This is a genomic window from Streptomyces sp. NPDC096193 (assembly GCF_040302905.1).
Classification (GTDB): domain Bacteria; phylum Actinomycetota; class Actinomycetes; order Streptomycetales; family Streptomycetaceae; genus Streptomyces.
On record NZ_JBEOSJ010000005.1, the window covers coordinates 1 to 20,478 of the forward strand.

Annotated in this window: 18 protein-coding genes and 1 pseudogene; 4 read left to right on the plus strand and 15 right to left on the minus strand. The window is 71.2% G+C overall.

The window, feature by feature from the left end; all coding sequences use genetic code 11:
- Positions 1 to 94: 94 nt before the first annotated feature.
- The 4 genes from kynU to ABTX78_RS09970 form a co-directional block, all read right to left on the minus strand.
- The gene (gene kynU / locus ABTX78_RS09955) at positions 95 to 1,288 is read right to left on the minus strand and encodes a kynureninase (RefSeq protein WP_352206312.1); all 1,194 of its coding nucleotides are present in this window, start codon (positions 1,286 to 1,288) and stop codon (positions 95 to 97) included.
- Positions 1,281 to 2,111 carry a tryptophan 2,3-dioxygenase family protein gene (locus ABTX78_RS09960; protein ID WP_352206313.1) on the minus strand — a complete coding sequence of 277 codons (831 nt, stop codon included), beginning with the start codon at positions 2,109 to 2,111 and terminating at the stop codon, positions 1,281 to 1,283. The genes kynU and ABTX78_RS09960 overlap by 8 nt, the downstream gene beginning before the upstream one ends.
- A 193-nt stretch (positions 2,112 to 2,304) precedes the next feature.
- Positions 2,305 to 2,718 carry a DUF3151 domain-containing protein gene (locus tag ABTX78_RS09965; protein ID WP_352206314.1) on the minus strand — a complete coding sequence of 138 codons (414 nt, stop codon included), beginning with the start codon at positions 2,716 to 2,718 and terminating at the stop codon, positions 2,305 to 2,307.
- An 11-nt stretch (positions 2,719 to 2,729) separates the two neighbouring features.
- On the minus strand, positions 2,730 to 3,023 hold the full coding sequence (locus ABTX78_RS09970; RefSeq protein ID WP_352206315.1) for a hypothetical protein: 294 nt from the start codon (positions 3,021 to 3,023) through the stop codon (positions 2,730 to 2,732).
- A 289-nt stretch (positions 3,024 to 3,312) separates the two neighbouring features.
- On the opposite strand from ABTX78_RS09970, the gene ABTX78_RS09975 reads away from it, so the two are divergent.
- Entirely contained in the window at positions 3,313 to 3,585 is a 273-nt protein-coding gene (locus tag ABTX78_RS09975; protein ID WP_352206316.1) for a hypothetical protein, read from the plus strand.
- Between the two features lie 22 nt (positions 3,586 to 3,607).
- Here the strand turns inward: ABTX78_RS09975 and ABTX78_RS09980 are convergent, their stop codons facing one another.
- The 8 genes and pseudogenes from ABTX78_RS09980 to ABTX78_RS10015 form a co-directional block, all read right to left on the minus strand.
- Complete coding sequence (locus ABTX78_RS09980; RefSeq protein WP_352206317.1) at positions 3,608 to 5,104, minus strand: MFS transporter; 1,497 nt, start codon at positions 5,102 to 5,104, stop codon at positions 3,608 to 3,610.
- A gap of 27 nt (positions 5,105 to 5,131) precedes the next feature.
- Entirely contained in the window at positions 5,132 to 6,292 is a 1,161-nt protein-coding gene (locus ABTX78_RS09985) for a MalY/PatB family protein (RefSeq protein WP_352206318.1), read from the minus strand.
- Positions 6,293 to 6,382: 90 nt separating this feature from the next.
- Positions 6,383 to 7,405, minus strand: coding sequence for a class II fructose-bisphosphate aldolase (gene fbaA, locus ABTX78_RS09990; protein WP_352206319.1), 1,023 nt, complete (start codon positions 7,403 to 7,405; stop codon positions 6,383 to 6,385).
- A gap of 194 nt (positions 7,406 to 7,599) precedes the next feature.
- Complete coding sequence (gene pyrE, locus ABTX78_RS09995) at positions 7,600 to 8,148, minus strand: orotate phosphoribosyltransferase (protein ID WP_352206320.1); 549 nt, start codon at positions 8,146 to 8,148, stop codon at positions 7,600 to 7,602.
- Positions 8,149 to 8,177: 29 nt separating this feature from the next.
- On the minus strand, positions 8,178 to 8,972 hold the full coding sequence (locus tag ABTX78_RS10000; RefSeq protein ID WP_352206321.1) for an aldose epimerase family protein: 795 nt from the start codon (positions 8,970 to 8,972) through the stop codon (positions 8,178 to 8,180).
- Between the two features lie 115 nt (positions 8,973 to 9,087).
- Positions 9,088 to 10,071, minus strand: a complete 984-nt coding sequence (locus tag ABTX78_RS10005; protein WP_352206322.1) for an SRPBCC domain-containing protein — start codon at positions 10,069 to 10,071, stop codon at positions 9,088 to 9,090.
- 41 nt (positions 10,072 to 10,112) lie between these two features.
- Complete coding sequence (locus tag ABTX78_RS10010; RefSeq protein ID WP_352206323.1) at positions 10,113 to 11,711, minus strand: polyamine aminopropyltransferase; 1,599 nt, start codon at positions 11,709 to 11,711, stop codon at positions 10,113 to 10,115.
- 114 nt (positions 11,712 to 11,825) lie between these two features.
- Positions 11,826 to 12,335, minus strand: a pseudogene (locus ABTX78_RS10015) (DUF2617 family protein); the annotation flags it as partial.
- Positions 12,336 to 13,272: 937 nt separating this feature from the next.
- Here ABTX78_RS10015 and ABTX78_RS10020 point away from each other — a divergent pair.
- Together ABTX78_RS10020 and ABTX78_RS10025 are read left to right on the plus strand one after the other, a co-directional pair.
- A complete protein-coding gene (locus ABTX78_RS10020; RefSeq protein ID WP_352206324.1) occupies positions 13,273 to 14,463 on the plus strand; it encodes a pyridoxal phosphate-dependent aminotransferase in 1,191 nt (396 codons plus the stop codon).
- A gap of 119 nt (positions 14,464 to 14,582) precedes the next feature.
- A complete protein-coding gene (locus ABTX78_RS10025) occupies positions 14,583 to 15,788 on the plus strand; it encodes a glycosyltransferase family 39 protein (protein ID WP_352206325.1) in 1,206 nt (401 codons plus the stop codon).
- Positions 15,789 to 15,816: 28 nt separating this feature from the next.
- Here ABTX78_RS10025 and ABTX78_RS10030 read toward each other — a convergent pair whose 3' ends face one another.
- Positions 15,817 to 16,347, minus strand: a complete 531-nt coding sequence (locus ABTX78_RS10030; RefSeq protein ID WP_313945099.1) for a type III secretion system chaperone family protein — start codon at positions 16,345 to 16,347, stop codon at positions 15,817 to 15,819.
- A gap of 127 nt (positions 16,348 to 16,474) precedes the next feature.
- The gene (gene clpB / locus ABTX78_RS10035) at positions 16,475 to 19,072 is read right to left on the minus strand and encodes an ATP-dependent chaperone ClpB (RefSeq protein WP_352206326.1); all 2,598 of its coding nucleotides are present in this window, start codon (positions 19,070 to 19,072) and stop codon (positions 16,475 to 16,477) included.
- 154 nt (positions 19,073 to 19,226) lie between these two features.
- Here clpB and ABTX78_RS10040 point away from each other — a divergent pair, with 154 nt between their 5' ends.
- Positions 19,227 to 19,667 carry a pyridoxamine 5'-phosphate oxidase family protein gene (locus tag ABTX78_RS10040; protein ID WP_352206327.1) on the plus strand — a complete coding sequence of 147 codons (441 nt, stop codon included), beginning with the start codon at positions 19,227 to 19,229 and terminating at the stop codon, positions 19,665 to 19,667.
- Between the two features lie 215 nt (positions 19,668 to 19,882).
- Here ABTX78_RS10040 and ABTX78_RS10045 read toward each other — a convergent pair whose 3' ends face one another.
- Positions 19,883 to 20,203 (minus strand): Rieske (2Fe-2S) protein, encoded by a 321-nt coding sequence (locus tag ABTX78_RS10045; RefSeq protein ID WP_190120959.1) that lies wholly within the window; start codon positions 20,201 to 20,203, stop codon positions 19,883 to 19,885.
- Positions 20,204 to 20,478: the final 275 nt, after the last annotated feature.

A 20,478-nucleotide genomic window follows, 5' to 3' on the forward strand; every position in this document is an offset into this window, starting at 1 on the left:
CCCGGGGGGCGGCCCCCCGGCGCGGGGGGGGCCGGCCGGGTCGCCCCCCCGCCCCCCCCCCGGACCTGTCCCCCGGCCCCGTAAAACAGCAGCCTCAGGCCGCGAGGATCTCCGCCAGCGTCGCCGCCGCCCTCTCCGCGTCCCCGAACCCGACGTACAGCGGTGTGAACCCGAACCGCAGCACGTCCGGCCTGCGCAGGTCACCCACCACTCCGCGCGCGATCAGCTTCTCCATCACGGCCGGCGCGTCCTCGCACCGCAGCGCGACCTGACTGCCTCGCGCCGCGTGGTCCTCCGGAGTCAGCGACGTGACCCTGCCCGCCGGGACATATCCGGCGACGCACTTCAGGAAGAAGTCCGTGAGCGCCAGGCTCTTGGCCCGTACGGCGTCGATCCCGACCCCGTCCCAAACCTCCAGCGCCGCTTCCAGCGCCAGCATGGACAGGATGTCGGGCGTCCCGACCCGGCCGCGGAGAGCGCCGTCCGCCGCCGTGAACTCGCGGGTCATCGCGAACGGGTCCGCGTGCGAGGTCCAGCCCGGCAGGGGCGAGTCGAAGGCCGGCTGATGACGCTCGGCGACATAGAGGTACGCGGGTGAACCCGGCCCCCCGTTCAGGTACTTGTAGGTGCAGCCGACCGCGAGGTCCACACCGTTCGCGTCGAGCCCGACGGGCAGCGCGCCCGCGCTGTGGCACAGGTCCCAGACCACCAGCGCGCCCGCCTCGTGCACCGCCGCGGTCAGCGCGGGCAGGTCGTGGAGGCGGCCGGTGCGGTAGTCGACGTGGTTGACCAGGACGGCGGCCGTGGTGGGGCCGAGCGCCGACGGCAGGTCCGCCACATCGACGGCCACCAGCTTTCGGCCCGTCATCCGGGCGGCCGACTCAGCGATGTAGCCGTCGGTGGGGAAGCTCGTGGCGTCGACGACGATGTCCGTACGGGCGGGGTCGTCGCACAGCCGGACCGCGCCCACCACCGCCTTGAAGACGTTGACGCTGGTGGAGTCGCCGACCACGATCTGGCCCGGTGCGGCGCCGACGAGCGGTGCTATGCGGTCGCCGATGCGTTCCGGCGCGGTCCACCAGCCGCTCTCGCCCCAGGAGCGGATGCGCAATTCGCCCCACTGCCGCTGCACGACGTCGGCGACGCGCGCCGGCACATGGCCCGGCAGCGCGCCCAGCGAGTTGCCGTCCAGATAGACGCCGTCGTCCAGCGCGAACAGCTTGCGCAGACCGGCCAGTTCGTCTGCGGCGTCGAGCGCCGCGGCCTCGCGGGCCAGGGACTCAGACATGGCTGCGCGCCGTCCACAGCTCGGGGAAGACGTTCTTGCGGGCCCGCTTCTCCAGCCAGGCCACACCGGCGGAACCACCCGTGCCCGTCTTGGAGCCCATCGCGCGGCGCGTCGCCACCAGGTGGTCGTTGCGCCAGCGCCAGACGAGCTCGCCGACGTCCGTCAACGCCTCGCCGAGCAGCACCAGTTCGGAGTCGGGCTCGCCGACGTCCTGTCCTGCGTAGACCGTCGCCCAGACCTTCTCGATCTCGGGGGACGGCTCGTACTTCTGCGACAGATCGCGCTCCAGCACCGCCTCCGGGACCGGCAACCCGCGCCGGGCGAGCAGCCGCAGCACCTCGTCGTACAGGCTCGGCTCGTGCAGCGCCTTCTCCAACTCGGCGTGCACACGCGGCGCGCCGCGGTGCGGCACCAGCATCGACGCCGACTTGTCGCCGAGCAGGAACTCCATCCGCCGGTACATCGCGGACTGGAAGCCGGAGCCCTCACCGAGGGCGCTGCGGTAGGAGTTGAACTGTGCGGGTGTCAGCTGGGCGAGCGGCCTCCACGAGGCGTTCAGCGCCTCCAGCTCACGCACGGACCGCTTCAGCGCGTCCCTCGCCACCTGCACCCGGTCCTCGCGCAGAGCGCGGGTCGCGGTCTCCCACTCGTGGACGATGACGGTGAACCACAGCTCCATGACCTGGGTGGTGACCAGGAAGACCATCTCTCCCGGGTCCTCCGAGAGCGGGTGCTGGAGATGGGTCAGGACGTCCGCCTGGACGTAGTCCTCGTACGGAGTGGTACCCGCGAAATCGAGATTCGGGGTCGCGTCATGTGACATCGCTGTCTCCTCGACGTGTCCGGGTAGCGGTCCGCCCCTTCCTCTTGGTGTGGGAGCCCCGGTCCCCACCGGCATCATAAGCGGAAGGTCAATCGATCACCGGGCGGGTGATCAGCTGATCTCCGGGCCGGTGGGACACGTCCCGGCCGGAAGGCCCGCACCCCCTGTGCAGACGGGGATGCGGGCCTCCGGTTCATCCGAGGGTGTCCGCGGCCGTCTCGGAGGAGTCGCGCAGGAAGGTCGAGCAGCGCTCGTACTCCTCCTGCTCCCCGATCGCCTGCGCGGCGCGGGCCAGCGCGTGCAGGGCGCGCAGGAAGCCGCGGTTCGGCTCGTGCTCCCACGGCACCGGGCCGTGGCCCTTCCAGCCGCTGCGGCGCAGGGAGTCGAGTCCGCGGTGGTAGCCGGTACGCGCGTAGGCGTACGACTCCACGACACTGCCGTTCTCGAAGGCGTCGTCGGCGAGCCGTGCCCAGGCCAGCGAAGAGGTGGGGTACTTGGCGGCGACGTCCGCGGGTGCTGTCCCGGCGGCAAGCAGCTCGCGCGGCTCTGGGTCGTCGGGGAGGTGGGTCGGGGGCGGTCCCCCCAGCAGATTTTCATGGATGGCCATGGTTTCCAGTGTCACAGGTCCATGGGGAATCCGTGGAAGGGGTGCGGCAACGGGGAGCCGGGGGCGATCCTCTTTGTCATGGACTGGGTGAGAACTGCGGGGGTCCTGGCGGCGGTGTGCCTCATGGCCGGATGTGCGTCCGCGGACGAGGGTGAGCGACACGAGGCGTGGGAGGGGCCGTCGGCGCCTCCGTCACTGTCGATCCCGCCGTCCACGTCGGCGTCGGCATCCGGATCGGCGTCACCGTCACCGAGCGTCACCCTGTCGGCGCCGACGGCCTCCGGGACGTCCGCGCGGGTCTCCATGTCCCCGCCGGCCGAGCCTCCCGCCGGGCCCGGAGGCGGGAGCGGGGGCGGGGGCGGGGGCGGGGGCGGGGGCGGAACCAGCAGTGCTGGCGGGAGCGGGGACGGTGGCGGTGGCGGTACGAGCGGCGGCGGGCAGCCCGAACCTCCGGTCGCGCCCGCTCCACCGTCCCAGGACGCCCCCGCGGGCGGCACGGACGGCTTTCCGTACGACGGCGACCTCTGCGCCGACTCGGATCACGGCCCCTACGTCCGGATCACGTCCGCGACCGGCACGGGCACCTCGGCACGGGTGACGGGCCGGGCGGGCTACTTCAGCTGTGACGCCCGCGGCGAGCCGAGCTGGACCTCGACGCCCGAAACGGTGTCGTACCCGCTGAATCCCGAGGCCCACATCACGGTGACCACACCGTTCGTCCCGGCGGGGCAGCGCAGAGCGATGGGCGCGGCGGAGTTCCTGCGCCGGGTGAACGCGCAGGCGGGCGCGAGGCCGCTGGTCTTCCACCACCAGACCGACCCGGAAGCGCTGTGGATCGTCAACCAGATCGACCCCGCGCAGTACTGAGCCGGCCCGTTCCCGAGCGGTACTAGGGCCTGTCCGGGCGGGCGGGGTCCACCTTCGGTCCGGGCACCTGGCGCACCGATGGCTCCAGCGGCGGCGCCCCCACCCCGCAGTGGACCCTGCACTCCGGCCGCGTCCGCCCCGGCACGTGCTCCGGCTTGCGGACCCGCCACAGCGCGATCAGCGCCCCCAGCACCAGCACCCCCGCACACATCGGCATCGCCTTGCGGAACGTCTCCCCGAACTCCACCGCCGACCGGTACGCCTCCGGGCCCATCCCCGTCAGCAACGGCAGCGCCGCCACCGCGAGCAGGCCCGCGGCCCGGGCCGCCGCGTTGTTGATGCCGCTGGCGATACCGGCACGGGCCGTGTCCACGGAGCCCAGCACCGTCGCCGTCAGCGGCGCGACCACCGCCACCATGCCCAGCCCCATGACCAGCAGCGCCGGCAGGACGTCGGCCAGGTAGGACGCGTTCTCGCCGACGCGCAGCATCAGCATCATGCCCGTCGCGCAGAACAGCGGACCCACCGTGAGCGGAATGCGCGGGCCGATCCGGTCCCCCAACTCCCCCGACTTCGCGGAGAAGAACAGCATCATCAGGGTCGTCGGCAGCAGCGCGAGACCCGCGCCGAGCGCCGAGTAACCCGAGACCACCTGGAGTTGCAGCGCGACCAGGAAGAAGAAGCCGCCGAACGCCGCGTACACGCACACGGTCACCAGATTGACCGCGGTGAACAGCCGCGACGCGAAGAGCGACAGCGGCAGCATCGCGTTCGGCCGTCGCCGCTCCAGCAGGACGAAGGCGGTGCCGACGAGGACACCCGCGATGCCCACCCACACGTGCGAGGCGATGAGCGCGTACGTCACCAGGGTCAGCGCGGCCGCGCCGAGCACCGCGCCGAGGATGTCGAACCGGCCGTGCGACTTCGGGTCGCGCGACTCCGGCACATGGCGCAGCGCCACCGGAACACACAGCAGCGCGAGCGGGATGTTGAGCAGGAAGACCCAGCGCCAGCCCGGCCCGTCGACCAGCCAGCCGCCGACGAACGGGCCGATGGCCGCGCCGATGCCGCCGAAGCCGGACCACAGTCCGACCGCGCGGGACCGGTCGTCCGGATGGAAACTGGCCTGGATCAGCGCCAGCGACCCCGGGGTCAGGAGCGCGCCGCCGATGCCCTGCAGGGCGCGGGCGAGCACCAGGACGATGTCGTTGGGCGCCAGGCCGCACAGCAACGACCCGACCGCGAACCAGATGACACCGATGACGAAAATCCTGCGTCGGCCGAAGCGGTCACCGAGTGCCCCGCCCAGCAGGATGAGGCCCGCCAGCGCCAGCGTGTACGCGTTCACGGTCCACTGGAGGACCGCCAGATCCGCGTCGAGGTCCTCGCCGATGCGCGGCAGGGCCACATTGACGACGGTCGAGTCCAGCAGGGCCATGGCGGACCCCAGCACGGTCGTCATGATCACCCACCGACCGGTGGCCGAGGAGAGTCGGATGTCGCCCGGGGGGTTGTCCATACCGGGATCATCCCAGTGGCGGGCGTCTCATTCGAGTCGGCGGAGGGCGCGAATCAGGGCGTCCACCCCGTGCTCGGCCTTGGCGCGGGGACAGCCGACGTTCAGCCGGACGAAGCCCTCGCAGCCGTATGTCGTACCCGGCATGATGGCCACCTTCTCGCGCTCGATCAGCTCCCGCTGAAGCTCCGCGTCATCGATCCCGAGGGCACGCAGATCGATCCAGGCGAGGTAGCCCGCCTGGGGCGGCTCCCAGCCGAGTTGCGGAAACGCGGCGGCGAGCCGCTCGGCGACCATGCGCAGATTGCCGGCCACGTACGAGCCGAGCGCGTCCAGCCACGGACCACCCCGGCGGTACGCGGCGATGTGCGCGGTCAGCGACAGCACGGCGGGCGAGGCGAGTCCCTCCCCGGTCTGCATCCGGCGCAGAAACGCCGCATGGTCGTCGGGGTCGCCGATGATGCCGTACGAACCGCTCAGCGCGGGGAAGTTGAAGGCCTTGGTGGCGGAGGTGATCAGGGCCCAGCGGCCCGTGCCGAACCGGTTCCAGGGCAGATGCCGCTGACCTGGGGCCACGAAGTCGCGGTGGACGAAGTCGGCGTGGATCTCGTCGCTGACGACGGCGACTCCGTACGCGGCCGCCAGCCGTGCCGTCTCCGTCAGCTCGGCCTCCGTCCACACCCGCCCGGTCGGGTTGTGGGGCGAGCAGAGCACCAGCACGGTGCTGTCGGGCCGGGCGAGCTGCCGCTCCAATGCCGCCATGTCACCGGCGGGCACCCCGCGCAGCTCCCGTCCGAGCCCGGATATCGCCTTCAGGAAACCGTCGTAGGTGGGGGTGTGGACGACGATCCCGTCATCGGGCTCGCTCCACATACGCAGCAGCTGTGAGAGCTGGTTGAGCACCGAGGGCCCGTAGACCAGCCGGTCGGTGTCTATCGCGGTGTCGTAGCGGCTGCTGAACCAGTGGCCGACCGCGGACAGGAAGTCGTCGTGCCGCCAGTCGGTGTAGCCGAAGACACCGTGGGCGACGCGCTGCTGGAGCGCGTCCAGCACTTCCGGCGGGGAGGTGAAGTCCATGTCCGAGATGGTGAACGGCAGCAGCCCGTCCACCCCGAAGCGGTCGGCGACCCCGTCCCACTGGATGCACCAGGTGCCGCGGCGGTCGACGACGGTGTCGAAGTCGTACGTCATCGTGAGATCTCCTGACGGCATGCCGCGGGCCCGGCACCCCGGGAAGGGATGCCGGGCCCGGCGGGCGTGAGGCTGCGGTGCGGACGGTGCCTACTTGAGCTTGGTGCCCGTGGAGCGCAGGGCGGCGCAGGCCTCGGAGACACGCTTGGCCATGCCGGCCTCGGCGGCCTTGCCCCAGGTGCGCGGGTCGTAGGTCTTCTTGGAGCCGACCTCGCCGTCGACCTTCAGCACACCGTCGTAGTTCTTGAACATGTGGTCCGCGACGGGCCGGGTGAAGGCGTACTGGGTGTCGGTGTCGAGGTTCATCTTGACGACGCCGTTCTCCAGGGCGGTCGCGATCTCCTCGGCCGTCGAACCGGAACCACCGTGGAACACGAAGTCGAAGGGCTCGGCCTTGCCGAACTTCTTGGCGACGCCCTCCTGGAGGTCCTTCAGCAGCTCGGGGCGCAGGACGACGTTGCCCGGCTTGTAGACGCCGTGGACGTTGCCGAAGGAGGCGGCGAGCAGGTAGCGGCCCTTCTCCCCGAGGCCGAGCGCCTCGGCGGTGCGGATCGCGTCGTCGACGGTGGTGTAGAGCTCGTCGTTGATCTCGTGGGTGACACCGTCCTCCTCGCCGCCGGTCGGGGTGATCTCGACCTCAAGGATGATCTTGGCGGCGGCGGCCTGCGCGAGCAGTTCCTGCGCGATGGCCAGGTTGTCCGCGAGGGTCTCGGCGGAGCCGTCCCACATGTGGCTCTGGAACAGCGGGTTCTTGCCCGCGGCGACGCGCTCGGCGGAGATGGCGAGCAGCGGACGGACATAGCCGTCCAGCTTGTCCTTGGGGCAGTGGTCGGTGTGCAGGGCGACGGTGATGTCGTACTTCGCGGCGACGACGTGCGCGAACTCGGCCAGGGCGACCGCTCCGGTGACCATGTCCTTGTTGTACTGGCCACCCAGGAACTCGGCACCGCCGGTGGAGATCTGGATGATGCCGTCGCTCTCGGCCTCCGCGAAGCCGCGCAGTGCAGCGTGCAGGGTCTGGGAGGAGGTCACGTTGATGGCCGGGTAGGCGAACTTGCCTGCCTTCGCCCGGTCGAGCATCTCGTTGTAGACCTCGGGGGTTGCGATGGGCATCTGTCCGCTCCTTGGGATGTGCGGGTGTTAAGTGCTGGCCCTGACCTGGGGGCGACGTCATCGTCGGCGCCTATCTTTCCAGACTCTTCACCGGACTCCACCCCGCCCGGGCTGCGCGTATGCGAGAAGGACGGACCGTTTCACGTGAAACAGCCCGCCCTTCATCGTCTTGGCAGGTCAGAAGCCCTCGCCGGTCAGGCCAGGCCGAGCTCGTCCAGCGAGTACGCGGACAGATACGGCACCCCGGCCGTGCCGCTGATCTTCTCCCCGGCGCCGGTCGCCCGGTCCACGATCGTCGCCACGGCCACGACCTCGCCGCCGGCCTCGCGCACGGCCTCGACAGCGGTGAGCGGCGAACCGCCGGTGGTGGAGGTGTCCTCGACGACAAGGCAGCGCCGGCCCTTGATGTCCGGGCCCTCGACGCGCCGCTGCATACCGTGCGCCTTGGCGGCCTTGCGGACGACGAAGGCGTCCACGCGCCGCCCGCGCGCGGCGGCGGCGTGCAGGATCGACGTCGCCACCGGGTCGGCGCCCAGTGTGAGCCCGCCGACGCAGTCGAAGTCCAGGTCGGCGGTCAGGTCGGACATGACCTGACCGACGAGCGGAGCGGCGGTTCCGTCGAGCGTGATCCGGCGAAGGTCCACGTAGTAATCGGCCTCAAGACCCGACGAGAGGGTCACCTTGCCGTGCACCACGGCCTTGTCCTTGATCTGCTGGAGCAGCTCATCGCGTACGTCAGTCATGCCCACGAGCTTAGGTGCTGCCGCGCCGGTCACAGTCGGCGCCAGCTCCAGGTCGCGGCCATCTCCAGCGGGTCGATCGGGGTGACGAAGCGCGGATCGGAGTCGAGGCCGTTCGGCGGACCGGACTGGGGCTCCACGCACACCGCCTCCTCCTGCTCGTCGTAGACCACGACCCACTCGGAGCGGCTGGTGACGGTCAGCTCCAGTTGCTCGGGCCACGTGAGGGTGACGAGAACGCCGTCGGGCATGCCGAAGCAGTCGTCCCACGGGCTCGGCTGCGGCGGGATCCGGTGGCCGGTCGGGAGGTGGTCCTCACCGCGCTCCGCCTGCCAGGCGGCGGTGAAGTCGACGCGCACGTCCTCGCCCCCGAGGTTGCGCAGGAACCAGGGATGCCAGCCGACCTGAGCGGGGAACGAGGTGTCGTACGTCTCGACGCCCATGGTGAGCGTCAGCGAGTTCTCCGTCAGTTCGAATGTCTGCGTGACGCGCCCGGTGTACGGCCAGGGCTCGGCGAGTTCGAAGGTGAAGGCCGCCTCGTCCTTGCCGGCGCGGGCGGTGCGCCAGGCGACGTCCCGGCCGATGCCGTGGATGGCGTGCGGCGGGGAGTTGAGCGGCAGTTGATGCACCACGTCGCCGTTGCGGAACCGGCCGTCCCCGACCCGGCCGCACCACGGGACCATCGGGAAGGAGCCGTACCGCTCGCCCTGTCGGAGCACCTCGGTGCCTCCGATGACCAGGCTTGCGACGCGGCAGCCGTTCTGCGGATGCACGGTCAACTCGACGTCTCCGGCTGCCAGCCGGACGCTCTCTTCGCTGCTACTCACACGACGACACTACTGTTCGCCGCGCCGCCGTACGGCGGACTACCGGGTCCCGGTGGCCCGTTGTCGCGGTCCGGTGGCCGGGACGCGCGCGGTCCCGTGGGCCGCGCACGGCGGCCTACCTGCGGCGGCGCAGCGCCCGGCCCACCACGACCGCCGACGCGACCGCGAGGGCCGCGGCGGGTGCGAGCCAGCGCAGCGGCACACCCACACCGGCGGCGTCCGGGGCGGGCATGGGCGCGTACCGGCCGCGCGGCGGCGCGTGGTCGACCTCTTCGGCGCTGCGTCCGATCATGGTCCGCCGGGCGTGCGCGGCTTCCGCCATCGGCTCGTCGGAGGGGCCGGGGAGATCGTCCAGATCGTTCTCCTCCAGCTCGTCGGCCGCGCCGGGAAGATCCGTGTCGAACTCGTCGTCGGCCAGCGGTCCGAGCGAGGGCGGCGGCACCGGGGCGTCGAGGACCGTCTCCTCCGTCGAGGGCGTCTCCTCCTCCCCGGGCTCCTCCTCGTCGAGGGGATCGGGGGCGATGTCGTCCGTCTCCGCGGTCGCGCTCTGCGTACCGGCGGGTGTGCCATCGGCCGGCGACGCGTCCTCGTCGTCCACGAGTCCGAGGCGCTCGGCGTCGTCCGAGCTCACGGGCCCGGGGCTCTCGCCGCCGCCGGCTCCCGCGGCCGGCTCGATCGCGACGGTCGCCAGACGCTCCGCGAACCGGTCGAGCATGCGGTGGGCCGCCTGTTCAGCGGACTGCTCGGACAGCTCGGAGAGTCTGCCCTTCGCCGTGGACGTGCCTGTGAAGCCGATCGTCGTGCCGCCCTCCGCCTCGGTGGGGCGGATCGTGAGCGACACCTGCACCGAGCCCGTCCCGCGGGACTCCACACCGTCGCCCTCGACCGTGAACACATCGTCCCGTTCGACGATGCGCAGGGCACCGCGATAGGTGATCGAGTGATTGGCGATGCGGACCTTGAGCCGACCGGAGAGCGGGCCCGCGGACTCGTCGGCGTCCTGTTGGAGGCCCGTGACACAGCGAGCGACCCGGGCAGGGTCCCTCAGCGCCTGTCGGACGGTCTCTGCCGGAACCGGAACGAACACCTCATGGTCCATGGAAGTCGAGCGTACCCAGAGCGACCGCTCACGTCTGCGATTCACTCCGTGTATCGCGGATGGATCAGCGTCGAAGGCGGCAGGTCCCGGCGTCTCGTGCGCTCGGCGCCCCAGGCGTCGGCGGCCAGCACGGCCCGGCTGAGCGAACGCAGGCGCGGCGCGCGGGGATCGAGGCCGAGTTCCGGGGTGCGTCCCGGCGCGGCCAGCAGCAGACCCCAGTCGTACGGCTCAAAGGCCCGGCCGGTGGCCCGGTCGGGTCCGGCGGCGAACCCGGAGGACGGCGCGGTGGCGCGATAGGGGCTGGTGCCGAATCCCGCCGCCCGCAGGGTCGCGTCGACCGTCCAGTAGGTGTGCGGGCGTGAGGTCACGGGTCCCGCGTGCACGGCGAGCCGGCCCCGGTCCGCGAGCACCCGCGCGACCAGTCCGTAGAACTCCTGGGAGTAGAGCTTGGTGCTGGCGGTGATGCCGGGGTCGGGCAGATCGGCGATGACCACGTCGTATCCCCCGCGCGCCGAGCGGAGCCAGCGGAAGGCGTCCTCGGTGACCACCCGTGTCCGCGGATCGCGGTAGGCACGGTCGTTCAGCTCGGTCAGGGCGGGGTCGGTGCGGGCCAGCCGGACGACGCCCGGGTCCAGCTCGACGACCGTCACCGAGGTGACGTCGCGGTAGCGCAGCACCTCCCGCGCGGCGAGCCCGTCCCCGCCCCCGAGGACCAGCACCCGGGTGTGCGGGCCCCGCATGGCGGGATGCACCAGCGCCTCGTGGAAGCGGTACTCGTCACGGCCGCTGACCCGCAGCCGGCCGTCGAGGAAGAGATCGGGCGGCCCCGACGGGCGGCCGGTCAGCACCACTTCCTGGATGTCGGTGTGCACGGCGACGCGCACCCGGTCGCCGTAGACCGCGCGGCGTGCGGCCCGCTCGAAGTCGTCGACCAGCACGGTCGCGGTGGCGAGGACGGCCAGCACCAGCACGTTCGCGACGAGGAGCCAGCCGCGCGAACGGGGGGTCAGATCCCGGCGGAAGAGCCAGAGAACGAGCGAACCGCCGGCGATCGCGTTGACGGCGCCGGTGAGCAGTCCGCCGGTGAGCTGGCCGAGCCAGGGCAGCAGCAGAAAGGGGAAGGCGAGCCCACCGACGAGGGCGCCCACGTAGTCGGCGGCGAACAGGTCCGCGACCGTGCCCTCCGCGTCCCGCCGGGAGATGCGCTGGATGAGGGACATCAACAGCGGGATCTCCGCGCCGATGAGCACCCCGATGGCGAGCGAGAACGCCACCAGCACCACCCGGGACTCGCCGATCCACGCGAACGCCGCGTACAGCACCATCGCCGAGCAGCCGCCGACGAGCGCGAGCGCCAGCTCCAGCAGTCCGAACCCGACCGCGGCGCGGCAGCGCAGCCGCTTGGCCAGCAGCGAGCCGATGCCCATGGCGAAGACCATCACGGACAGGACCACGGAGGCCTGGGTGACCGAGTCGCCGATCAAATACGAGGCGAGCGCGACCAGTTCGAGCTCGTACACCAGTCCACAGGCAGCGCAGACGAAGACCGCCGCCAGGACGAGGAACCGGCCCGCGTCGGGGCGCACGGGCAGGGACACCGCTCTCTGGGGCGGTGACAACTGCTGCGGCCGGTCGATCATGCCGTAACGCTACGTCACGGCACTCGCGCACCCTGTCACCCACAAGGGTGCAACTACCCCGGACGGTGCCGACTGGAGGGACGCGGGCTCGAGGAGGGACGGGGATGTGCGCCGGGCGGGCGAAAGAGCGCCCACGCGGGTGCGGGTGACGACGAGATGGCCCTCCTGGGGATAGGCGTGCCAGGTGCGCCAGCGCACCTGGCCTTCGGACCGCTGCGCCATCATCGCGGTGAAGGCGTGCGGCGAGCCGGGAAACGTCCCGGCCAGCGAGTGGGGATGATCGGCGACAAGAGCGAGCAGTTCCTGCGCCCGGCCCGCGAACGAGCCCTGCGACAGCGTCTCGACGCGGGCGGCGAATTCGTACTCCCAGTCGCCGAGTCTCTTGGCGACACCCAGCGGCAGCGGCGTACTGCTGCCGGGCATACAGGCGACGGTCTCGGAACAGCTGCCGCCGTCTTCCTGGAGCAGCACCTGATGGGAGGCGCCCAGCAGCCTCAACTGCAGTTTCGCTCGGTCCAGTTCAAGGTCGAGAACGGCCAGGGCGGGAAGTGGCTCCCGGCCCAGGGCCCAGGCGAGGTCGGCGGCACGGGTGTCGGTGTAGGCAGTCTGAAGGGTCGTAAGCATGGGTCGGCTCCGCAAGCATGCTTCGGCGGGGGTGGACACGTGGACCTGGGGCGCCCCTGACAGGGAGTTCAAGAGGATCCGGGGACCGTTCCGCTCGGGTCCGAGCTGGTCCAAGGGCTTGATGGTTCCAACAGGTTCCAACAGCGAGGGAATCACGAAGTAAGTGGCGCTCACCGCGTTTTTACCCAAGTTCGAGGGGTTTCCATCCCCTCGGGGGCCTTACAGTTCAACTGTTCAACAAGTTGCTCCGGACGGGTCGACGTGACGCCGGTGGCCTCCGCGCGGTACCGGGGCCGGGCGCCACTCCTGCTGCGCACGCCGGCCACCTCGAAAACCCCCGGGAACCCGCGAACCCGGGAACCCGCGAACCCGAGAACCCGCGAACCCGAGAACCCGAGAACCCGAGAACACCGACAACCCAGACGACCCCGAACCGCGGCACGGCCGAAGCGCCGAGTCGGCCGACACAACAGGGCACCCGGCGATGGTTCCCCACCGGGTGCCCTGTCGACGTGCGCGGACCAGCTGCCCCGTGTCAGCTGCCTCCGCCTCCGCAACCGCCGCCTCCGCCTCCGCCGCACGACGACCCGCCGCCGCAGGACGAGGATGAGCCGCCGCCGCACGAGCTGCCGCCCCCGCTGTCACCACCGGCCCACCAGCTGCCGCCGGCGCCCGCCCCGCCGCTGCTCCGGGCCGTACGCGTGCGCCGCGTGCTGCCGCCGCCGCCCCTGATCACCGCGACGATCACGCCCAGCACGAAAATGCCCAGCAGAATGCCGAAGAAAGCCGGCATCGCTCTCACCGTCCTCTCGTTCCCCCGAAGCGAGACCCCCGCGTCTTCGCGTGACCGCTTCTTGCGTGGGAGGGAGATGCCCTCGGCGTCTCGGGCCCAAAGCAGACTTGAGGAACTCCAGAGCTTGCGCACAGGATGGCGGTCATGAACGCACGCGCGCCCGAGTCCCGGCCCCTGCTCAACCGCCGTCTCGCGGAGTTCGGCACGACGATCTTCGCGGAGATGTCGGCGCTGGCCCTGCGGACCGGATCGATCAACCTCGGCCAGGGGTTCCCCGACACCGACGGACCCGACGAGATCAGGGAAGCCGCGGTACGGGCGCTGCGCGACGGGCGCGGCAACCAGTACCCGCCGGGCCCCGGTGTGCCCGAGCTGCGCACCGCGGTCGCCGACCACCAGCGCAGCCGGTACGGCCTCGTCCACGACCCCGACACGGAGGTGCTGGTCACCGCGGGGGCGACCGAGGCCATCGCGGCCTGTCTCCTCGCGCTCGTCGAACCCGGTGACGAGGTCGTCGCGCTGGAGCCGTACTACGACTCGTACGCCGCCTGCATCGCGATGGCCGGCGGCCGCCGCGTGCCGGTGACGCTCAGGCCGCGGGACGGCGCGTACCACCTGTATCTCGACGAGCTGCGCGACGCCGTCACCGACCGGACCCGGCTCATCCTGCTGAACACCCCGCACAACCCGACCGGCACCGTGCTCAGCCGCGAGGAACTGGCCGAGATCGCCGAGATCGCCGTCGAGCGGGATCTGCTGGTCGTCACGGACGAGGTGTACGAGCACCTGGTGTTCGACGGCGAGCACACGCCCATCGCCACCTTCCCGGGGATGCGGGAGCGCACGGTCACCATCGGGTCGGCGGGCAAGACCTTCTCGTTCACCGGCTGGAAGGTCGGCTGGGTGACGGCCGCGCCGGAGCTCGTGGCCGCCGTGCGCTCGGCCAAGCAGTTCCTGACGTATGTGTCCGCCGGACCGTTCCAGTACGCGGTGGCCGAGGCCCTGCGGCTGCCGCAGACGTACTTCGACGGGCTCCGCGACGACCTGCGGGCGAAGCGGGACCTGCTGAGCGCCGGGCTCGCCGACGCCGGCTTCGCGGTCTACCGGCCGGCCGGGACGTACTTCGTCACCACCGACATCCGGCCGCTGGGCGAGGACGACGGCTTCGCGTTCTGCCGGGCACTGCCCGAGCGGTGCGGGGTGGTCGCCATCCCCAACGCGGTGTTCTACGACCACCGCGACCAGGGAGCACCCTTCGTCAGGTTCGCCTTCTGCAAGCGGGAGAGCGTGCTCCAGGAGGCCGTGACCCGTCTCAAGGGGCTCGCTAGCGGCTGAGGCCGCGGCTGTCACGGCCGACACGCGTCCCTTCGACCGACCGGGTAGGAACCGGCCCCGTCAGCCGGTCAGCGCGTGCGAGTGCGGCCGCGGCCGCTCATGGTCGGATTGTCCGACCCATGTGCGCGCCCCGGAGGTGCACCCTGTCCGCCGAGACCTTCGACCGAGCAGCGGCGGCGGGCGCACGGCCCGTACCCCGCTGGCGCGCCGCTCTGCTGCGGGCGGCACCGGCGCTGGGGCTGTTCGCCGCGGCGCGGCTGACCGGACTGCTGGTGATGGCCGGCTGGGCCTGGCACATCGGGCGATCGCCGCGCGCGATCATCGCCCGCGCCTGGGACTCCGACTGGTACATGCTGATCGCCGAGCACGGCTACGGGCGCACCCTGTACTGGCCGGACGGCGCGGTCCAGAGCGACCTCGCCTTCTTCCCGCTCTATCCGGCGCTGATCCGGGCGGTGACCACCGTCCTGCCGGTGACCAGCGGGACCGCCGGGCTGCTGATCTCCTGGACCGCGGCGGGCGCCGCGGCCTGGGGCGTCTACGCCGTCGTGGAACGGCTGCACGGACGGCGCACCGCGACCGTGACGGTGGTGCTGTGGGGGCTGCTGCCCCACTCGATCGTGCTGTCCATGGCGTACACGGAGCCGGTGCTGACGGCCTTCGCCGCCTGGTCCTTGTACGCGGTGCTCACCCGCCGCTGGCTGTGGGCGGGGACGCTCGCGACGCTCGCCGGTCTGTCGCGGCCCAACGGGATCGCGGTGGCGGCGGCGGTCGTCGCGGTGGCGGCGTACGCACTGGTGCGGGCGGCCCGCGGGGGCGAGCGGGCCGGGTGGCGCGTCTGGGCGGGCGCGGCCGTGGCACCGCTCGGCTGGTTCGGCTATGTGCTCTCGGTCGGCTTCCGCAAGGGCGATGTGCTGGGCGGGTACTTCGCCGTACAGCGCGGCTGGACCTCGAAGTTCGACTTCGGGGTCGGGGCACTGAAGGTGGTGCGGGACATCGTGCTGAGGCCGACGCTGTTCTCGCTGATGGTCGCGCTGATGGTGGTCGCGGCCGCGGTGCTGCTGTTCGCGCTGCTCGTCCTGGACCGGCCGCCGGCCGCGATCGTCGTCTACACGGCCGTGCTGCTGCTGATCACGCTCGGCGGCTCGGGCTTCTTCGAGTCCAAGCCGCGCTTCCTGCTGCCTGCCTTCCCGCTGCTGCTGCCGCTCGCCCGCGCGCTGACAAGAGCCCGGCCCGGGACGGCGGTCGTGATGACCGTCGCCCTGGCCGGGCTCTCGTTCGCCTACGGGACGTATCTGCTGACGCTGTCCCCCATCGCGCTGTAGCGGGGAGAGGCAGCGTCGCAGTCACGGCCTAGGCGTCGTCGGCGGGCTTCTCCTCGGCCGGCTCCAGGCCGAGCTGCTCGACGAGCCACTTGTCGAACTCGATGGCGGCGCGCACCCAGCTGACGGTGGAGGACACGAAGTGCTCCAGGCTGACGCCCGTACCGGTCAGCATCTGCGCCTCGCCGATGAGACGGATGGTGGCGGGGGTCTCCTCCTCGTCGTGGAGGTGTGTGTAGACCTTGGGCCACAGGGTGCGGCGGTTCCAGTCGTCGATCACGTCGAGGATCTTCTGCTTGTCCTCGACGGGCAGCGGCCGGTCGTAGAAGGTCCGCACCGAGAAGACCTGCTGGTCGTCCTCGCCACGGAACATGAAGTACGTGCGGAATTCCTCCCACGGGGCGGCGAGGTCACCCTCGTCGTCGACGACGTACTTCAGCTCCATCTGGTCGAGGAGCTGCTTGACCAGGTCCTGGTCGGGAACGACGGGGCCCGCCGGTCCTGCGGCCTGAGGCTGGTTCTGGCCCCCGAAATTCGGAATCGAGGACGGATCGATGGTCACCGTGGATTTCCCTTCGTACGGATGTGGCCATCCTCCACCATGCGACGCGGGGGCTGGCAACCCCTACCGGTGACGCGGCGCGATCTCCCCGCTCCGGGTCAAAGCGCGGAGCGGGGAGAGGGGGCCCTCAGAGCGTCTTGCCGGTGGCCGGGCCGACGATCAGACCGTCTCCGACACGGTCCACCCGGACCGTGTCGCCCTCGGCGACCTCGCCCGCCAGGATCTCCTTCGCGAGCCGGTCGCCGATCGCCGTCTGGACCAGACGGCGCAGCGGCCGGGCGCCGTACGCGGGGTCGTTGCCCTCGTCGGCGAGCCACTCCAGGGCCGCCGGGGTGATGTCCAGCGTGAGGCGGCGCTCCGCCAGGCGCTTGGCGAGCCGCTCGATCTGGAGTTTCGCGATACGGGCCAGCTCGTCCTTCGAGAGGGCCGAGAAGACCACGAGGTCGTCGAGGCGGTTGAGGAACTCCGGCTTGAAAGAGGACCTCACGACCTCCAGGACCTGTTCCTTCTTCTCCTCCTCGCTGGTGAGCGGCTCCACCAGGTACTGGCTGCCCAGGTTGGAGGTGAGGACCAGGATCGTGTTGCGGAAGTCGACCGTGCGGCCCTGCCCGTCCGTGAGGCGGCCGTCGTCGAGCACCTGGAGCAGGATGTCGAAGACCTCGGGATGGGCCTTCTCCACCTCGTCCAGCAGCACGACGCTGTACGGGCGCCGGCGCACCGCCTCGGTGAGCTGGCCGCCCTCCTCGTAGCCGATGTAGCCGGGGGGCGCGCCCACCAGGCGGGCGACGGTGTGCTTCTCGCCGTACTCCGACATGTCGATACGGACCATCGCCCGCTCGTCGTCGAAGAGGAAGTCCGCGAGCGCCTTGGCCAGCTCGGTCTTGCCCACGCCCGTGGGGCCGAGGAAGAGGAACGAGCCCGTCGGACGGTCCGGGTCGGCGATACCGGCGCGGGTGCGCCGTACCGCGTCGGACACCGCCTGCACCGCCTCGGACTGGCCGATGAGCCGGCGACCCAGCTCGGCCTCCATCCGCAGCAGCTTCTGCGTCTCGCCCTCCATCAGGCGTCCCGCCGGGATGCCGGTCCAGGAGCCGACCACGTCCGCGATGTCGTCGGGGCCGACCTCCTCCTTGACCATCGTGTCGTGGCGGACCTCGGCCTCCGCCGCGGAGGCCTCCTCCAACTCCCGCTCCACGGAAGGGATCTCGCCGTACAGCAGCTTCGAGGCGGAGTCGAAGTCACCGTCGCGCTGGGCGCGTTCGGCCTGGCCGCGCAACTCGTCGAGCTTCTCCTTCAGCTCACCGACGCGGTTGAGACCCTCCTTCTCCTTCTCCCAGCGGGCGTTGAGGCCGCGCAGCTCCTCCTCCTTGTCGGCGAGGTCGCGGCGCAGCTTCTCCAGGCGCTGCTTGGAGGCGGCGTCGGACTCGTTCTTGAGCGCCAGCTCCTCCATCCGCAGCCGGTCGACGGCGCGCTGGAGTTCGTCGATCTCCAGCGGCGAGGAGTCGATCTCCATCCGCAGCCGGGACGCGGCCTCGTCCACCAGGTCGATCGCCTTGTCGGGCAGGAAGCGCGAGGTGATGTACCGGTCGGACAGCGTGGCCGCCGCGACCAGCGCGGAGTCGGCGATCTGGACCTTGTGGTGCGCCTCGTAGCGCCCCTTGAGACCGCGCAGGATCGCGATCGTGTCCTCGACGGTCGGCTCGGCGACCAGCACCTGCTGGAAACGCCGCTCCAGCGCCGGGTCCTTCTCGATCCGCTCGCGGTACTCGTCGAGGGTCGTCGCGCCGACCATGCGCAGCTCACCGCGGGCGAGCATCGGCTTGAGCATGTTGCCCGCGTCCATCGCGGAGTCGCCGCCGGCGCCCGCGCCGACGACCGTGTGCAGCTCGTCGATGAACGTGATGATCTGTCCGTCGCTCGCCTTGATCTCGGAGAGCACGGTCTTGAGCCGCTCCTCGAACTCACCGCGGTACTTCGCACCTGCCACCATCGCGCCGAGGTCGAGGGCCACCAGCCGCTTGTTCTTGAGCGACTCGGGCACGTCCCCCTTCACGATCCGCTGGGCGAGTCCTTCGACGACGGCGGTCTTGCCGACGCCGGGCTCACCGATGAGCACCGGGTTGTTCTTGGTGCGCCGGGACAGCACCTGGACGACCCGGCGGATCTCATGGTCCCGGCCGATGACCGGGTCGAGCTTGCCCTCGCGGGCCGCGGCCGTGAAGTCCGTACCGAACTTCTCCAGCGCCTTGTACTGACCCTCGGGATCCGGGGTGGTCACCCGTCGTCCTCCCCTTGCCGTCTCGAACGCGTCCAGCAGTTTCTTCGCCGACGCGCCCTGCTGCGCCAGCACTTCACCGGTGGCCCCGCCCTTGGCCGCCAGGCCGATCAGCAGGTGCTCGGTGGAGAGATAGTCGTCCCCGAGCTCCTTGGCCCGCTGTCCCGCGTCGGCGACGACGGCGAGCAGCTCGCGGTTGGGCTGCGGCGGAGCGACGGTGGACCCCGTGACACTGGGCTGCGCGGCCAGCAGCCGCTCCACCCCGGACCGCACGGCGGCCTGGTCCGCCTCCACGGCGGCCAGCAGATCGATGATGTTGGCGTTGTCCTCACCGGCGAGGAGTGCCAGCAGCAGGTGTGCGGGGGTGAGATCGGGATGGCCCGCGGTCACCGCCTGACTGGTGGCGGCGTTGATGGCATCCCGGCTCTTGTTGGTCAGCTCGGCGTCCACGTGCGCTCTCTCCTCCTTGCGGGTGGGGGTGTCCCTCAACACTGACTCAGCGAACTTGCACAAAGTTGAGTCTATTCCACTCAACCAGTCACGCGTCACCGCGGCAGCGCCTCCGGCCCACCCCGGCCTCGGGCCGTCCACCTAGCCTGGGGCCATGGCCACAGACGTATCCCATCTCAGTGCCGAGTACCTCGCGTTCTGGCGTGAACACCATCTCTGCACCCTCACGACCCTGCGGCCGGACGGCAGCCCGCACGTCGTGCCGGTGGGGGTGACCTTCGACCCGCGGACGGGGACCGCCCGGGTGATCGCCAACCGGCACACGCGCAAGGTGGCCCACGTGCTGGCGTCCGCAGACGCAGACGCAGACGGAGAGGCGGAGCTCGCGGAGGGGCGGGGCGCCCGGGTGGCCGTCTGCCAGGTCGACCGCAGGCGGTGGGCGACGCTGGAGGGCAGGGCGAGGGTGCGCACGGAGCCCGACGCGGTCGAGGACGCGGTGCGGCGCTACGCGGAGCGCTACGGGCGGATGCCGAAGCCCAACCCGGACCGGGTGCTCATCGAGATCGCCGTGGAGCGGGCACTCGGCAAAGCCTGACCGGAGCGCCGGCCGGCCGGAGGCGCCGCGGCGCGCAGGAGCGGGGGAAACGCCGCGATGCGCAAGGGCGGGGGGAAGGCCGCGGCGCGCAGGCGTGGGGGGAACGCCGCGGAGCAGTACGGGAAATGCACAGCGGCGCCATCGTGTTTCAGGTCCACGATGGCGCCGCTGTGTGGGGGAAGCACCCGAGCGATCTACAACGACGGGGGAATCGCTCAGGCACTGCGGGGGGTGGCAGTGGTGGTGTCGGGCTCGACCATCTGATGGTCTCGCTGGTCGAGATTGACAAAAATCATGCCGTAGCGGATGGCGCAGCGAACGGGCTGCGGCGCTCCACGGGGCCGGCGAAGGCACCGGTAGGCACGGACGTCCTCGTCCTCCTCGCGCGCCACGACGATCGGCTCTCCGAACAGGGTGACCATCAACGAGTCGCCACGGTGGGGGATTGCCGTGACGAGATCGATGAAATGCCACCCCGATCGATAGGCCGTGGCCATCTCGCGCCGGAAGACCCGGTCGTCCGGGGGAACCGTCATGCTTCTGTGCTGGTCGGAGGGACGACTCCCCAGGAAGGCTCGCCAAGGTCGCCTGCGACCTTCGCGGGCGCCGAGGCACCCCAGGACGGCTCTGGCGGAATGCCCGCCACTTGACCCGTGGGCACGGAGGCGGCCTGCGCCGTCGCCACCGTGTCGGGGGAAGTGCCGCTCCAGGAGGTCTCGCCGGAAGCCACCGCGCCTAGCGCGGCCGCCGCTAGGGCAAAAGCACAAAGAGCACGTAGCGTCCTAGACATGGGTGATCTCCACCTCTTTTG